This is a genomic window from Lentzea sp. NPDC020367, assembly GCF_044387305.1.
Taxonomy (GTDB): domain Bacteria; phylum Actinomycetota; class Actinomycetes; order Mycobacteriales; family Pseudonocardiaceae; genus Lentzea.
Genome location: NZ_JBIRVV010000017.1, coordinates 84,020 through 97,827 on the forward strand (window position 1 = coordinate 84,020; position 13,808 = coordinate 97,827).

The window sequence follows — 13,808 nt, forward strand, 5'->3', positions numbered from 1 at the left end:
CTGTCGACCGCCCTGGGAGCCCTGTGTCTCGCAAGATCGCTGATTTCGCTCGTTACCTGCGCACGGAGACCGTGGGCGGGACCGTGCTGCTCGGAGCCACGGCCATCGCGTTGCTGTGGGCCAACTCCCCGCTCGCGCCGAGCTATTTCGCGTTGCGGGACCTCCATCTTGGACCGTTGTCGGTCGACGAGTGGGCCAAGGACGGCCTGCTGGCCATCTTCTTCTTCGTCGCCGGGCTGGAGCTCAAGCGCGAGCTCGTCGTCGGCGAACTGTCCAATGTGAAGGCCGCCGCCCTGCCGATCATCGCGGCGGTCGGCGGGATGATCGTGCCCGCGCTGGTCGCGTTGTCGATCGGCTGGGGGGAGCCGGGGATCGAGAAGGCCTGGGCGATTCCTGTCGCGACGGACATCGCGTTCGCGCTGGGAGTGCTGGCGCTGACGGCGTCCGGGCTGCCGTCGAGCCTGCGGGTGTTCCTGCTGTCGCTGGCCGTGGTGGACGACCTGGGCGCGATCATCGTGATCGCCGTCCTGTTCACCGCGCAGTTCAACCTGCTCGCGGCCGGAGCGGTCGTGCTGTTGCTGGCGCTGTACTGGTTCCTCCAGTACAAGAGGATCACCAGCGCCTGGATCTACGTGCCGCTCGCGCTCGCCACCTGGTGGTTCATGCACGAGTCGGGCATCCACGCCACGATCGCGGGCGTCGCGCTGGCGTTGCTGACGCGGGTGAGGCGCGACCCGTACGAGCAGGAGGCGCCCGCGGTCCGGCTGGAGCACCGGCTGCAGCCGTTCTCCGCCGGGGTGGCGGTGCCGGTGTTCGCGCTGTTCGCGGCGGGTGTGCCGGTGGGCGCCGAGGCGTTCGGGAAGCTCTTCTCGGACAAGATCGCGATCGGGGTGATGGTCGGGCTGGTCGTCGGCAAGGTGATCGGGATCGTCGGGGCGTCGGCGCTCGCGGTGTGGTTCAAGGCGGCGGTGTGGCCGTCCGGTGCGGGGCCGCGGGACATCGTGGCGGTGGCCGTGCTGGGCGGGGTCGGGTTCACCGTCAGCCTGCTGATCGCGGAGCTCTCACTCGACCAGGCGGAGACCGCGAAGGCGGCTGTGCTGCTCGCCTCGATGATCGCGTCGCTGCTCGCCGCGGTGTTGCTCATTCGCCGGAGCCGGGCGCATGGCACCATGTCCGAGTGACCACCAGGGAACACATCGCGTCGATTCCGCTGACCGCAGACGACCCGACGGCCGAGGCGTCGCTCGGCGGTCTCGTCCGTGATGCGACCGCCCACGTGTCGACCTTGGTCAGAGCAGAGGTCGAGCTCGCGAAGGGCGAGATCACGGCCGAGATCAAGAAGGGCGTGAAGGGCAGCGTCTTCTTCATCGTCGCGCTGACGATCCTGTGCTTCAGCCTGTTCTTCCTGTTCATGGCCCTCGGGTTCGGCTTCGCCGAGTGGTTCGGCTGGGGCTACTGGGCGGGCTTCGGGCTCGTGTTCGGCGTGATGCTGCTCAGCGCCGTCGCCTTCGCCTTCCTCGGCTACCGCAAGGTCAAGAAGATCAGGGCGCCGGAGAAGTCGATCGCGGCCGCGAAGGACACGGTCGCGGCCCTGACGCGCAGGGGCGACGACAACTGAGCCGCAAACCCGACCCGTCCGTCGTGCGGGTCGCGGGTCCGTGGACGCACCGCGACGTCTCGGCCAACGGCATCCGCCTGCACGTCGCCGAACTCGGCGAGGGACCTCTCGTGCTGCTCCTGCACGGGTTCCCCGAGTTCTGGTGGTCGTGGCGGCACCAGCTGACCGCACTGGCCGAGGCCGGTTACCGCGCGGTGGCGGTCGACCTGCGCGGCTACGGCGACTCGGACAAACCCCCGCGCGGCTACGACGGATTCACACTCGCGGGTGACATCGCGGGCCTGGTCAAGGCACTCGGTGCCCAGCGCGCACACCTGGTGGGTCACGCGTGGGGCGGCGCCACGGCGTGGACCGTCGGCGCGATGCATCCGCGCGTGGTCTCGTCGATCTCCGTGCTGTCCGCACCGCACCCACTGGTGACGCGCCGGGCGTTCCGCCGGCATCCCCGGACGAACTCCCACGTGCTGCGCTTCCAGCTGCCGATCTACCCGGAACGCTGGCTGACCGGCGAGAACGGCCTGCAGATCGCCAAGCTGCTCTCGGCGTGGACCGGGCCGAAGTGGCGGACGGCGCCCGAGTTCGACGAGGTCATCCGCCGCTGCCGGCAGGCGATGACGATCCCGGGCGTCGCCCACAGCGCGCTGGAGTACTACCGCTGGGCGGTGCGCTCGCAGCTGCGCAGCGACGGCCGCCGGTTCGCCGAGGCCGTCGACAAGCCGATCCAGGTACCGGTGCTGCAGATCCACGGCGCGCTGGACCCGATCGCACCGGAGGCCTCGGCGCTCGACTCGCGGCCGTGGCTCGGCGCGGGGTCGGAGTTCCGGAGCCTGCCCGAGGTGGGGCACTTCCCGAACCAGGAGGCGTCCCACACCACGAGCAGGTTGATCACCGAGTTCCTGCAGAAGACGAGCTGAACGCGCTCTTCAGGGCACCGGTCGGGTCGTCCGGCAGGTCCGTCGAGCGCCAGGCGACGTAGCCGTCCGGCCGGACCAGCGACGCGCCCTTCGCGGACAGCCCGAAGACGTCCAGCCGCTCGACCCGTTCGTATCGGACGTTCAGGTCCGCCGTCGCCTCCTCCCACTGCGGGTGGTCGGCGACGAGCACCCAGCCGCGCTGGAACAGGTCCAAAGTGGACTTGCCCGGCTCGATCCACACGTGCGGGGCGCGCGTGCCCGGCTGGCCGTTCCACTGCTCGGGGAGCTGGGCCTGCGGGAGTTCCGGACCCGCGCCGAGCACCGCGTCCGAGCGGTAGAGGACGCCGTAGTGCATCGCGTTGTTGTCGATCAGCGGCGCGTCCTCCGGCTGACCGTCGCGGTTGTGGCCGTCGTTGCGCGCGAAGATCTGCTGGTGGCAGAGGGTCGCGACCGGGCGCCGTTCCGCGTCGTAGGTGTCCAGCAGGGACGGTCGTGACTCGCCGTTGATCACCGCCGCGAGCTTCCAGGCGAGGTTGTGCGCGTCCTCGATGCCGACGTTCGCCCCGAACCCGCCGCGGCTCGGCGGCAACGTGTGCGCGGCGTCGCCGGCCAGGAAGATCCGGCCCTGCGAGAACTGGTCGGCCACTCCGGCGCTGATCGTCCAGCGGCCCGTCGTGATGATCTCGATCTCCAAGTCGTCGCGGCCGATGGCCTGGACGATCTTCTGCCGCAGTTCGGGCTCGGCGTACTCGCGGTCGTCGAGCATCAGCACCCAGCGGCCGTCGCCGTAGGTGGTCAGGAAGCCGACGTCGTCGATGACGAACTGGCCGATGCCGTCCTTCAGGTACTCCTGCAGCGGCGCGCGGAACAGCACGCTGCGGGACGTGTGCATGAAGCCGCGGCCGGTGCGCGTGATGCCGAGCTGTTCGCGGATCGGGCTGCGGTGGCCGTCCGCCGCGACCAGGTAGTCGGCACGGATCTCGTACGGCTCGCCGTCGCCCTGCACGATCGCCGTGACACCCTCGCCGTCCTGCGAGAACTCCAGCATCCGGGTGCTCATCCGGATGTCCGCGCCCAGCTCACGGGCCTTGTCCCGCAGCAGCGGCTCCATCTTGTCCTGGGCCACCCCGACGCCCTTGGACGGCGAGTACTCGATGTCGGAGAGCTGCGCCGGCGGCGTCCAGAAGGTCTCGTCGTACTTCTTCCCGACCAGGCTCTCCGCCCGCACCCGCCGGACGCCGAACCCCTTGGTCATCCTGCTCACCGGCAGCTCGCCCTCCAGGCCGACCGCGCGCAGCAACTCGCCCACCCGAGCGTTGAAGCCGACCGCCCGCGGGTGCAGTGAGCTGCCCGGATGCTTCTCGACCAGCACCACGTCCACCCCGCGCCACGCCAGGAACAGCGCGGCCGACGTCCCCGCCAGTCCCCCACCCACCACCAACACCGAAGTCTTCATCGCATCCTCCCGATACGCCGTATCACTCGATACACTGTATCGCAGCCAGACGGTGTATTGTCCAGTCCGATGTCGAACGAACTCGTGTGGGACCGCCCAGAGCCGCCCAGCAAGCCGTCGCCGACCCCGTTGAGCAGGGATTTGATCGTGGAGGCCGCGATCAGGCTCGCCGACGGGGGCGGGCTCGACGAGGTGTCGTTGCGCAAGGTCGCCGCCGCGCTGAACGCCGGCCCCATGCGCCTGTACGGCTACATCGAGACCAAGGACGAACTGCTCGACCTCATGGTCGACGAGGTCTACGGCGAAATCGCGCTACCGGAACCGGGCACCGAGTGGCGCGAGGCGCTGACACGGATCGCCCACGGCATCCGCGCGGCGGCGAAGCGGCACCCGTGGCTCATCGACCTGCTCGGCGGCCGCCCGCACCGGGGCCCGAACTCACTCGCGCACATCGAGGCAACGCTGGCCACCCTCGACGACAGGCCCGAGTTCCCCACCATCGACGACGTGCTCGGCGCGGTCGGCACGGTGATGGCGTTCGTCCACGGCGCGGTCCGCAACGAGATCGCCGAGACCCGGGACGAGCAGGCCAGCGGCATGACCGAGGAGCAGTGGCAGGCCGCCTCCGGCCCCTACATGCAGCGGATGCTGGCCACCGGGAGGTTCCCGAGGCTCGCCAGGGTCATGTACGAGGCCGAGCACACGAACGCCGCGGCGTGGTTCGACACCGGCCTGAGCTACGTGCTCGACGGCATCGCTACGAGGCACAACCCTGCGTGGACGCCCGCTTCGTCAGCGTCGGCGCCTTCTGCACCATCGACTGCACCTGCTGGGCCGTGAGCACGAAGCCCGTCTCCGGATCGTCGACCGCGGCACCGAACACCACGCCCATCACCCGGCCGTTCGGGTCGACCAGCGGGCCGCCCGAGTTTCCTGACCGGACCTCGGCGCGCACCGTGTAGACGTCGCGCGTGACCGTCTGGGCGTCGTAGATGTCCGGGCCGCGCAGCAGCGGAATCCGCTCGCGCACCCGTGCCGGCGAGGACTTGTACGGGCCGTCGAGCGGGTAGCCGAGCACGATGCCGTCCTCGCCCGGCTGCACCTCGTCGCTGCGGAACTGCAGCGGCGTGGCCTCCAGGTCCGGCACCGCGAGCACGGCGATGTCCGTGCGCGGGTCGTAGGAGACGACCGTCGCGTCGAACTGGCCGCGGCCGACCTCGACCGTCACCTCGTTCGTGCCCGCGACGACGTGCGCGTTCGTCATGACCCGCTCGGGCGCGATGACGAATCCGGTGCCTTCCAGCGCACGTGAGCACGACGGCGCACGACCGCGGACCTTGAGCACGCTCGCCTGGAGCCGTTTCGCGACCGGGGAGTCCGCGAGCTGGCTGTTCGGCGGCTCGACCTCCTTGAGCGGCGTGCGGTTGAACGGGTCCATCGCCTGCGGGAAGCCCGAGACGTCGAAGAGCTTCTGCAGGTCGCCGGACAACACGCGGGCGGCCTGCGGCATGGTCTGGTCGACCTTGCCGAGGATCACCGACTGCTTGAGCGACGAGGTGAGGTCCGGCAGACCGACGACCGAGGTCAGCGGGAGCGCGATCATCCAGGCGACGATGAAGACGACCAGGCCCTGCACGATCGCGCCCAGGGCGTTGTCCGCGCCCTTCAACGGCGACGCGTTGACCCTGGCCTTGATCGTCCGGCCGATGTAGACGCCGATCGTCTCGCCGAGCGCCACGAGCAGCACCACGACGCCGACCGCGAACACGACCTTGGTGACGACGTTCTCGAACTGGGACACCAGCAGCGGAGCGATCTGTGTGCCGAGGATCAGGCCGACGAGCACGCCGACGAACGCAGGCAGCGCGACGACCATGCCTTGCCTGGCCCCGGACACCGCGGCGATCGCGGCAAGGCCCAGCACGAGCAGGTCAACCCAGTTCAACCCGAAACCTCCGCCTCACTGTGTAGCGCGCAACGCTAGTTCAAGATCACGCACATCGGTCGCATCCCACGGCTGTTCCCAGCCGCCGAGTGCGATCAGGCCGTTGACCAACCCCGCGGTGAATCCCCACACCAGCATGCCCGGCGCGGAGAAGGCCGCTGAGACGTAACCCGCGGGGTGGCGCACCCGGAACCTGTTGGCAGGATCGGCGAGGTGCGCGACCGGCACCCGAGCGACCGCGGCGGTCTCCGCCGGATCGACTGGTGCGACGGGGCTCGGCTGTTCCCAGTAGGCGAGCACAGGCGTGACCACGAACCCGGACACCGGCACGTACAGCTCCGGCAGCAAAGCAAGTGGTCTCACTCCTGACTCAAGTACACCGGTCTCCTCGTAAGCCTCGCGTAATGCCGTGCCCACCGGCCCGTCGTCGGTGTCGTCGGACGCGCCGCCGGGGAACGCGACCTGGCCCGGATGCGAGCCGAGCGTGTCCGAACGGCGCAGCAGCAGGAGGTCGGGCCCGTGTTCGTCGGATTCCCCGAAGAGCATGAGCACTGACGCCTTGCGATAGGCGCGCGCAGGCGGGCGGGGGTCGCGCATGAACGTTCGTGCGTCGATCTCCCCAGTTGCCTTGACCAGGCGCTGCATCCACTCGGGTGGCTCCGTCGCCTCCGTCATCGAACCGCCTTCTCCACCTGTTCCGGTGCTGTGAAGTACGGCGGATCGGTGATCTGCCGGACCTGTCCGTCCGCTGATACGTAATACGTAGCGGGAAGCGTTATCGGCGCCTTGACTCGCTTGCGCAGTTCATCGGCCTCGTCGTGAACGGACGGCAACCGCACGCCGAGGCGGGCGAGCAGCTCCAGGCCGTCCGCGTCCCTGCTCTCCACGAGAACTGGGACGACCGGCACGGCACCTGGTTGCTTCGCATAGGTGTCCAGCACGGGCAGCTCCTCCTGGCACGGCTGGCACCAGGTCGCCCAGAAGTTGATCAGGAGCGGGCCTTTCAGCGCGAGGTCCGTCCGGGTGCCGTCGCCGAGGCACGTCACGCCCACACCGCCCTCCGCCCCCGGCACGCACGGCCGGAGCTGGGCCTGCGCGCGCAATGCGGCCACGTCCTGCGTCGGGCGGGCGGACGTGGGCGGTGGTGGCCCCGGCGAGTCGTCACGGGGCCACAGCGCCACGACACCCGCCACGCCGAGGACGAGCACGACGGCGAGCCAGCGCGTGCGGTTGTTCACCCCCCTAGCTTCTCACCGGCCCGTACTCGCTCGGCGAGCTCGATCAGGTGCGGCTTCTCGTCGCCCTTCACGAGCTTGGCCGCTTTGTCCGGGTCTTCCGGTCCGAGGCCGTACGACGGGCAGTCCTTCATCAGCAGACAGGCCCCGCACGCAGGGGTTTTGGCGTGGCAGACGCGGCGGCCGTGGAAGACGATCCAGTGCGAGGCCATGGTCCAGTCGCGCTTCTCGATCAGCTCGCCGATGGCGTGCTCGACCTTGACGGCGTCCTCGAGATCGGTCCAGCCCCAGCGGCGCACGAGGCGGCCGAAGTGGGTGTCGACTGTGAGCCCGGGCACATCGAACGCGTTGCCGAGAACCACGTTGGCCGTCTTGCGTCCTACACCAGGGAGCTTGACCAGCTCCTCCATGTTGCCCGGCACCACCCCGTCGTGATGCTCCACAAGAGCAGCACCGAGACCCATAAGAGACGTTGCCTTGTTCCGGAAGAAACCGGTGGGGCGGAGCATCTCTTCGAGTTCCGTCCGGTCGGCGCCGGCGTAGTCGGCGGCCGTCGGGTACTTCATGAAGAGCGCGGGAGTGACCTCGTTGACCTTCTTGTCGGTGCACTGCGCGGACAGAATGACCGCCACGACGAGTTCGAGCGGCGTGGTGAAGTCCAGCTCGCAGTGCGCGTCGGGGTAGCCCTCGGCCAGCACGCGCACCATCCGGCGGGCCCTGCGGGTCAGGCCGAGTTTGGTTTCCGGTTTCTTGGTTGCGGGCACTGATCCAGAGTAGTCAACACGCCGGACCCACCCCCTAGATCCGCACTCGAATCCCTCATGCGCCAGACTTCGGAGCATCATGACTGCCTGGTTTGTGATCGTCGTTCCGATCGTGATCATGTTCTTCGCGCTCTTCATGGAGCGCGTCGAAGCGAAGCTCCGGCACGTCGCCGTGCAGGAGAACGAGGTCGAGGAGTTCCTGGAGTCCGCCAGGCCCGAAGAGGTCAAGGCGCTCTACGGACACGGCATCGGTCGCGCCCTTGACATGTTCCGCCTCCGTCGCCGTGGCCGCGGTGGCACGCGCAAGCGCGTTCGCTGATGGCCCCGTGCTGACGTCCACCCGAATGGCGTAAACTGGCTCGTTGGGCTCTGGATCGCTTCAGTCTTGTTGTTCCTAGTAAGACGGCGAGCCGAGCGGCGATCCACTACGTAGCCCTTAGACTGCAACGCAGTGATCGGCGGCACGGCGCTGACTCCACCAAAGATGGTGGTAGGCGTGCCGTCGCGTCGATTAGGAGGGACGAGGTGGACGAGACCCTGGCGCGAGCGGGCATCTTCCAGGGGGTGGACCCGGCGGCCGCAGAGGCGCTGGCGACGACCCTTGAGACGGTGGAGTTCCCGCGTGGCCACGTGATCTTCGCGGAGGGTGAGCCGGGCGATCGCCTGTACATCATCCAGTCCGGCAAGGTGAAGATCGGCCGCAAGTCGCCGGACGGCCGCGAGAATCTGTTGGGGATCTTCGGGCCCTCCGACATGTTCGGCGAACTGTCCATTTTCGATCCTGGCCCCCGCACGTCGACTGCGACGACGGTGACCGAGGTGCGCGCGGTGTCCATGGACCGCCCCGCGCTCCGACAGTGGATCACCAACCGGCCGGAGATCGCCGAGCAGTTGCTGAGGGCCCTGGCCCGCAGGCTGCGCCGGACGAACTCCATGCTGGCCGACCTGATCTTCACGGACGTGCCCGGCCGCGTCGCCAAGGCGTTGTTGCAGCTCGCACAGCGCTTCGGCTCGCAGGAGGCCGGCCTGCTCCGCGTCACGCACGACCTGACGCAGGAGGAGATCGCGCAGTTCGTCGGCGCGTCCCGCGAGACCGTGAACAAGGCTCTGGCCGACTTCGCGCACCGCGGCTGGCTGCGCCTGGAGGGCAAGAGCGTGCTGATCCTGGACCCGGAGCGCCTCGCGCGCCGCGCCCGCTAGTCAGAACGCAAAGCACGAAACGCAACGGAGCCCCGGGCAGTCAACGGGGCTCCGTGCGCGTTCGGGCACAAGCACGCGACGAGGTTCCGACCGGCGCGCCAAGAGCTTCGCGAGTTCGCGCGGATGACCAGCTCCTCGGCGAACGAGCCCGGAGTCTGCGGAGCAGCGACCAGACAAAAAGGACCGGGCGCCACCCCCGACGTGGCGCACCGGTCCTTTGTGTTGCACGGCCCATCCCCCGACGAACCGTGCCTTCCATCCCTCTGGCGCGCAGGCCCCGACCCTCAAGCCAGAGGTTGGTCTCGGTTGGCGAGTCAACTTTCGCATGTCGCCACCCCGACTGCTCAAGCCCTTTCACCCTCAAGGACCTCGTGTGTGGCCGATTCGTTGCATGTTTCACCCGGTCATCCCATTCCCGTGACCCAATCGCAACCATCGTGACCCTGGGCACCCGATCTGGTACATCCGTACCAACTTTGGCATACTGGTACACATGTCCCACTCCGCCCGCCTCTCCGACTACCGCGCTGCCCTGACGACCCCCGGCATGCGCGGCCCTGTGGTCGCGTCTCTGCTCGCCCGCCTGCCCATCGCGATGGTCGGGCTCTCGCTGCTGCTCTACGTGGAGCGCGCGACGGGATCGTTCGCGGTCGCCGGCATGGTCTCGGCGGCGGCGCTGACGGGTGTGGCTCTCGGTTCCGTCGTGCAGGGCCGGCTGATGGACCGCTTCGGTCCCACTCGCCCGCTGCTCGCGGTGACCGGACTCTTCGCCTTCTTCGTCACCGTGTCCGTGCTCGCCGTCGAGGCGGGCGCGTCGGTGTTCGTGCTGGTCCCGCTGGCCCTCGGCGTCGGCGCCACCGAGCCGATGGTGGGCTCGGCGTCGCGTGCGCTGTGGGAGCGGATGGTCCCGTCCGGCCCGACTCGGATGGCGGGCTACGCCTACGAGGCGATCAGCATGGAGGTCTTCTTCATCCTCGGACCGGGTCTCGCCGGTCTGCTGCTGGCCGCGCCGTGGGCGGGCACCGGTGTCCTCGTCGGTTCCGTGCTGATGGTCGTGGGCGCGCTGTGGTTCGCGTTCAACCCGGTCGTGCGCGCCTGGGGTCCGGTCGTGCAGGCTCCGCGCCCGTTGCTCGGCGCGTTCGCCTACCCCGGCATGCGCACGGTGGCGCTGGCCGCGCTCGGCTTCGGTGTGACCATCGGCTTCGTCGAGGTGGCCGTGCCGGCGTTCGCGAAGGCCGCAGGCCACGCCTCGATGGGCGGCCTGATGCTGTCGCTGTGGTCGATCAGCTCGGTGATCTTCGGCGTGCTGTACGGCATGCGGCCGTGGCCGCGCCCGATGCACCTGCGCCTGCCGGTGCTGCTGGGCGGCTTCGCGCTGCTGGCGTTCCTGCTGGCCATCCCGGCCACGTTGATCGGCCTGGGCGTCGCGCTGTTCCTGGTTGGCACGCTGATCACGCCGCAGTCGACCGCGCACTCCGCGGCGATCGAGCAGGTCACGCCGAACGGCATGGCCGCGGAGGCGTTCGGCTGGGTGATCACCTCGGTGACCGTCGGCCTCGCCATCGGCCAGGGCCTGTCCGGTCAGCTGATCGAGCACTTCGGCACGCGGCCGGCGTTCATCGCGTCGGGCGTCGCCGGACTGCTGATCGCGCTGGCGGTCTGGCTGCTGCGCGGCACCGTGCAGCGCGGCGTGCCAGCCGAAGTGCCCGCTCGTTCTGAGATGGAACTCGCGGCTCGTTGAGACTCGCTCGGTGAAGGGCTCGGAGGCTTTCGCTTCCGAGACCTTTCGCGTTATGCCACCGAGCGCATCGGCACCACGAGGTAGGTGAGTTCGACGCCGTCCTCGCCGGGCGTCGACGTCAGCACCGTAGAACGCAGACCGTCCTGGATCTTCAACTCGATCCGGCGGCCCGCGAACGCCTTCAGCGCGTCCGCGAGGTAGCGGGCCTGGAACGTCTTGGTCAGCCGGTCGCCCTCGACCGTGGCCTTGACGAACTCCTCCGACTCGCCGTGCTGCGGGTCGCTGCCCTTGACCCGGATCTCGGAGTCCTCGACCTGGATGGTCACGGCCTGGTGCGGACCGCCGTAGGGCGTGGCTCTGCGGACGGCGCGAGCCAACGCGTCCGCGTCCACGAGCACCGTGCTGTCGATGACTGCCTCCAGAAGTCGGCGCGCGCGGTCGTCCGGGAACGGAGCGGCCAGGAGCGCGGTGGAGATCGAGTTGTTGCCCCAGGCGAGGCCGATGCGGTCCTCGTTCGCGTGCAGGGCGACTTCGCCCGTCGCTTGCCGGGCCGCTTCGACGATGGCCTTCGCAGGTACCAACAGGTCGAGTTGACCTCGTTGTTCCCACGGGAGTGTGGCGTAGGCCATGCGGTAGCGATCGGTAGCCATGAAATGCAGCTTGTGGGCGTCCGACTGGATCCGGATGCCGGTGAAGATCGGCAACGCGTCGTCTTTCGACGCCGCCCCCGCGACCGCCGCGATGGTCCTGAGCGTGGCGGCGTCCACGTGGCCCTGCAACGGCGGCAGCGCCGGGACACCGGGGTGGTGGGCGAGGTCGAGCAGCGGAATCGCGAACCTCGACGTGGGCGTGCGGATGGCCAGCCGCTGCCCCTCGACCTTGAGCCGCACCTGCGGCTCGTCGAGCGCCTGAAGGGTCGCGGCCAGCGGCTTCGCCGGCACGAGCACCTCGCCCTCGGTGTGCACCGTCGCGTAGACGCTCAGGCGCACACCGTGTTCCTGGTCGCTGCCCGCGACCTCCACGTCGGTGCCGGCCTTCAGGCGAAGCCCGGCCAGCACCGGGTCGAGCACGCGGGTCGGCAGCAGCCGCGCCACCTCGGCGGCGGCACCGGCGAGCTCGGCTGTCGTGGCGGTGAGGTCCATGCTCTGGACGCTAGCGGGCACCCCTGACAATTTTGGGCGCCCAGGTCGCGGCTGGACGGAGCTGGGTTGTGGACGAGTGCCTGATCTGCGCGAAGCACCTCGGTTCCGGGCCGCTGGCCGGGCCGGTCGTGTTCGCCGACGACCTGGTCGTCGTGTCGCATCAGCCCGGCGGGGTGCTGGGGTATCTGTTCGTGGAGACGCGCCGGCACGTGGCCGCCCTGGACTTGCTCACCGTGGCTGAAGCGGAGGCCGTCGCACGGGCGGTTCGGCTCGTCGCGGTGGGGTTGCGGGCCGAGCTGGATCCGGAGTTCGTGTTCTCGGCTGTGGCCGGGCGGTCTGTGCCGCACTTCCACCAGCACGTGTTCGTGCGGCATCGGGGAACGCCTGAGGAGCTGGCGTGGACCGAGGTGGAGTGGGCCGGGGCGCCTCGGGGTGATGCGGCGGAGCTGTGCGTGAGGCTCCGCCGCCACTTCCCGTGAGACGTCAGGCGCCTGCCTTGCGGCGCGCCAGGTCGATGATCCGCTGCAGGTGCAGGCCGCGCCGCACGTCGCACTCGTGCGTCGTGGTGCCGCTGTCCGCCATCGCCACGAAGTCGTCGAGCAGGTTCGTGAAGCACTCCAGCGCGGGGGTGTCGCGGTTCGTCAGGGTGCGGTGGCCCTCGGTGCCGAAGACGGTGAAGTCCGCGAACGGTGGCTGCATCGGCAGGGACAGGCACAGGGAGACGGTGCTGGTGGCGCCGCCCGCGTGTTGCAGGATCAGTTGCCACAGGCCGGTGTCGTTGACGTTCGCCGCCAGCACGTCGGTGATCTCGCCCAGGGCCGCGTCGAGCAGGTCGAACGCGTGCGGGCCCACGTCGTCCAGAGCGCCTTTGTCGTGGCGCCACGGGGAGTTCGAGAACGGGCCGTCCAGCAGCGCGCCGGAGATCCAGCGGCTGTCGGCTCCGGTCCAGCCGCCGGTCCGGTGGAGCTGGGCCAGCATCTCCTTCGTCTCCGGGGCGTAGCGGCGGGTCAGGACGACCAGGGACGCCACGCCTGCCTCGGTGACGGCGTCGGCCAGTTCCGAAGCCACCTCCACGGATTCCGCGATCGGCTTCTCCAGCACGAGGTGCTTGCCGGCGCGGGCGGCCTCGATCGCCATCGGGCCCTGCACGCCCGGCGGCACGCAGAACGCGACGGCGTCCACAGTGGACAGCATCGCGGTGTAGTCCTCGAACGGTTCCGCGCCGAAGGAGGCGGCCAGCGACGCGGCCGCTTCCGGGCGCCGGGCCCACACGCCGGTCAGGGAAGTGCCCGGATGGTTCGCGATGCCGGGTGCGTGGATCATCTCGGCCCACGGGCCCGCACCGACAAGTCCTACGCGCAGCTGTTCGTCCACTCGCACATCCTGCCTCAGGAGTAACTCGCCTTGGGGACGAAGATCTCGCCCCCGTTGTCGAACTTCAGGCGCAGGCCGGCGTCGCTCGACTCCCGCTGCGGGTCGTGGTCCCAGCCGGCGGGCACGGTCACCACGTGGCCGCGGTCCGGCGTCGGACCCAGCCAGATCTCGTAGTGGGTGCCGCCCACGAGCTGTTCGACCTTCTTCACGTACACGCCCGGCGAGCTGGAGGTCGGATCCACGCTGATCACGGTCGTGCGGTCCGGCACGAACATCACCACGCCCGCCACCGCTGTCAGCCCTGTGCCCAGCACGGCGCCGAGCAGGAAAAGCAGGGTCTGCACCAGACAACCGGAGACCTTCGTCGCCATCACACCATCCTCGGGTTAGCGCGGTCGTACGCTCGGAGGATGCCCGAC

At 69.4% G+C, this 13,808-nt stretch carries 16 protein-coding genes; 8 read left to right on the top strand and 8 right to left on the bottom strand.

Annotated features, from left to right (window positions below):
• Positions 1-23 precede the first annotated feature (23 nt).
• The 3 genes from nhaA to ACH413_RS41335 are packed head-to-tail and all read left to right on the top strand — an operon-like array spanning position 24 to position 2,532.
• The gene (gene nhaA, locus ACH413_RS41325; protein WP_360045864.1) at positions 24-1,181 is read left to right on the top strand and encodes a Na+/H+ antiporter NhaA; all 1,158 of its coding nucleotides are present in this window, start codon (positions 24-26) and stop codon (positions 1,179-1,181) included.
• Positions 1,178-1,618 carry a phage holin family protein gene (locus ACH413_RS41330; protein ID WP_218164493.1) on the top strand — a complete coding sequence of 147 codons (441 nt, stop codon included), beginning with the start codon at positions 1,178-1,180 and terminating at the stop codon, positions 1,616-1,618. Before nhaA ends, ACH413_RS41330 begins: the two co-directional genes overlap by 4 nt.
• Complete coding sequence (locus ACH413_RS41335; protein WP_360045978.1) at positions 1,615-2,532, top strand: alpha/beta hydrolase; 918 nt, start codon at positions 1,615-1,617, stop codon at positions 2,530-2,532. Before ACH413_RS41330 ends, ACH413_RS41335 begins: the two co-directional genes overlap by 4 nt.
• On the opposite strand, the gene ACH413_RS41340 is transcribed toward ACH413_RS41335, so the two are convergent.
• Complete coding sequence (locus tag ACH413_RS41340; protein ID WP_360045866.1) at positions 2,504-3,988, bottom strand: FAD-dependent oxidoreductase; 1,485 nt, start codon at positions 3,986-3,988, stop codon at positions 2,504-2,506. The two genes, ACH413_RS41335 and ACH413_RS41340, sit on opposite strands and share 29 nt — an antisense overlap.
• A gap of 69 nt (positions 3,989-4,057) precedes the next feature.
• On the opposite strand from ACH413_RS41340, the gene ACH413_RS41345 reads away from it, so the two are divergent.
• On the top strand, positions 4,058-4,828 hold the full coding sequence (locus tag ACH413_RS41345; protein WP_360045868.1) for a TetR/AcrR family transcriptional regulator: 771 nt from the start codon (positions 4,058-4,060) through the stop codon (positions 4,826-4,828).
• On the opposite strand, the gene ACH413_RS41350 is transcribed toward ACH413_RS41345, so the two are convergent.
• The 4 genes from ACH413_RS41350 to nth are packed head-to-tail and all read right to left on the bottom strand — an operon-like array spanning position 4,746 to position 7,875.
• On the bottom strand, positions 4,746-5,933 hold the full coding sequence (locus tag ACH413_RS41350) for a MarP family serine protease (RefSeq protein WP_360045870.1): 1,188 nt from the start codon (positions 5,931-5,933) through the stop codon (positions 4,746-4,748). The two genes, ACH413_RS41345 and ACH413_RS41350, sit on opposite strands and share 83 nt — an antisense overlap.
• 15 nt (positions 5,934-5,948) lie before the next feature.
• The gene (locus ACH413_RS41355; RefSeq protein WP_360045872.1) at positions 5,949-6,608 is read right to left on the bottom strand and encodes a CoA pyrophosphatase; all 660 of its coding nucleotides are present in this window, start codon (positions 6,606-6,608) and stop codon (positions 5,949-5,951) included.
• Positions 6,605-7,171 (bottom strand): TlpA disulfide reductase family protein, encoded by a 567-nt coding sequence (locus ACH413_RS41360; RefSeq protein ID WP_360045874.1) that lies wholly within the window; start codon positions 7,169-7,171, stop codon positions 6,605-6,607. Before ACH413_RS41360 ends, ACH413_RS41355 begins: the two co-directional genes overlap by 4 nt.
• Entirely contained in the window at positions 7,168-7,875 is a 708-nt protein-coding gene (gene nth, locus ACH413_RS41365) for an endonuclease III (protein WP_319976126.1), read from the bottom strand. The genes ACH413_RS41360 and nth overlap by 4 nt, the downstream gene beginning before the upstream one ends.
• 136 nt (positions 7,876-8,011) lie before the next feature.
• On the opposite strand from nth, the gene ACH413_RS41370 reads away from it, so the two are divergent.
• The 3 genes from ACH413_RS41370 (at position 8,012) to ACH413_RS41380 (ending at position 10,873) form a co-directional block, all read left to right on the top strand.
• Positions 8,012-8,251, top strand: coding sequence for a hypothetical protein (locus tag ACH413_RS41370; protein WP_093594399.1), 240 nt, complete (start codon positions 8,012-8,014; stop codon positions 8,249-8,251).
• Between the two features lie 206 nt (positions 8,252-8,457).
• Entirely contained in the window at positions 8,458-9,132 is a 675-nt protein-coding gene (locus ACH413_RS41375; protein ID WP_030477589.1) for a Crp/Fnr family transcriptional regulator, read from the top strand.
• 493 nt (positions 9,133-9,625) lie between these two features.
• The gene (locus ACH413_RS41380; protein ID WP_360045877.1) at positions 9,626-10,873 is read left to right on the top strand and encodes an MFS transporter; all 1,248 of its coding nucleotides are present in this window, start codon (positions 9,626-9,628) and stop codon (positions 10,871-10,873) included.
• A 50-nt stretch (positions 10,874-10,923) separates the two neighbouring features.
• Here the strand turns inward: ACH413_RS41380 and dnaN are convergent, their stop codons facing one another.
• Complete coding sequence (gene dnaN / locus ACH413_RS41385; RefSeq protein WP_360045879.1) at positions 10,924-12,015, bottom strand: DNA polymerase III subunit beta; 1,092 nt, start codon at positions 12,013-12,015, stop codon at positions 10,924-10,926.
• A gap of 68 nt (positions 12,016-12,083) precedes the next feature.
• Between dnaN and ACH413_RS41390 the strand changes: the two genes are divergently transcribed.
• Entirely contained in the window at positions 12,084-12,494 is a 411-nt protein-coding gene (locus tag ACH413_RS41390; RefSeq protein ID WP_360045881.1) for an HIT domain-containing protein, read from the top strand.
• 4 nt (positions 12,495-12,498) lie between these two features.
• Here the strand turns inward: ACH413_RS41390 and ACH413_RS41395 are convergent, their stop codons facing one another.
• Both ACH413_RS41395 and ACH413_RS41400 read right to left on the bottom strand, forming a co-directional pair.
• Positions 12,499-13,389 (bottom strand): Gfo/Idh/MocA family oxidoreductase, encoded by an 891-nt coding sequence (locus ACH413_RS41395; protein WP_360045883.1) that lies wholly within the window; start codon positions 13,387-13,389, stop codon positions 12,499-12,501.
• 14 nt (positions 13,390-13,403) lie between these two features.
• Positions 13,404-13,760: a hypothetical protein gene (locus ACH413_RS41400; protein WP_360045885.1), complete on the bottom strand. Its 357-nt coding sequence runs from the start codon at positions 13,758-13,760 to the stop codon at positions 13,404-13,406.
• Positions 13,761-13,808 lie beyond the last annotated feature (48 nt).

What these genes read in the sequence shown, in the direction of transcription:
- ACH413_RS41340 (WP_360045866.1), bottom strand. Translation starts at nt 3,988, where the DNA reads ATGAAGACTTCGGTGTTGGTGGTGGGTGGGGGACTGGCGGGGACGTCG.
- ACH413_RS41345 (WP_360045868.1), top strand. Translation starts at nt 4,058, where the DNA reads ATGTCGAACGAACTCGTGTGGGACCGCCCAGAGCCGCCCAGCAAGCCG.
- ACH413_RS41355 (WP_360045872.1), bottom strand. Translation starts at nt 6,608, where the DNA reads ATGACGGAGGCGACGGAGCCACCCGAGTGGATGCAGCGCCTGGTCAAG.
- nth (WP_319976126.1), bottom strand. Translation starts at nt 7,875, where the DNA reads ATGGTGCGCGTGCTGGCCGAGGGCTACCCCGACGCGCACTGCGAGCTG.
- dnaN (WP_360045879.1), bottom strand. Translation starts at nt 12,015, where the DNA reads ATGGACCTCACCGCCACGACAGCCGAGCTCGCCGGTGCCGCCGCCGAG.
- ACH413_RS41400 (WP_360045885.1), bottom strand. Translation starts at nt 13,760, where the DNA reads ATGGCGACGAAGGTCTCCGGTTGTCTGGTGCAGACCCTGCTTTTCCTG.
- ACH413_RS41370 (WP_093594399.1), top strand. Translation starts at nt 8,012, where the DNA reads ATGACTGCCTGGTTTGTGATCGTCGTTCCGATCGTGATCATGTTCTTC.
- ACH413_RS41380 (WP_360045877.1), top strand. Translation starts at nt 9,626, where the DNA reads ATGTCCCACTCCGCCCGCCTCTCCGACTACCGCGCTGCCCTGACGACC.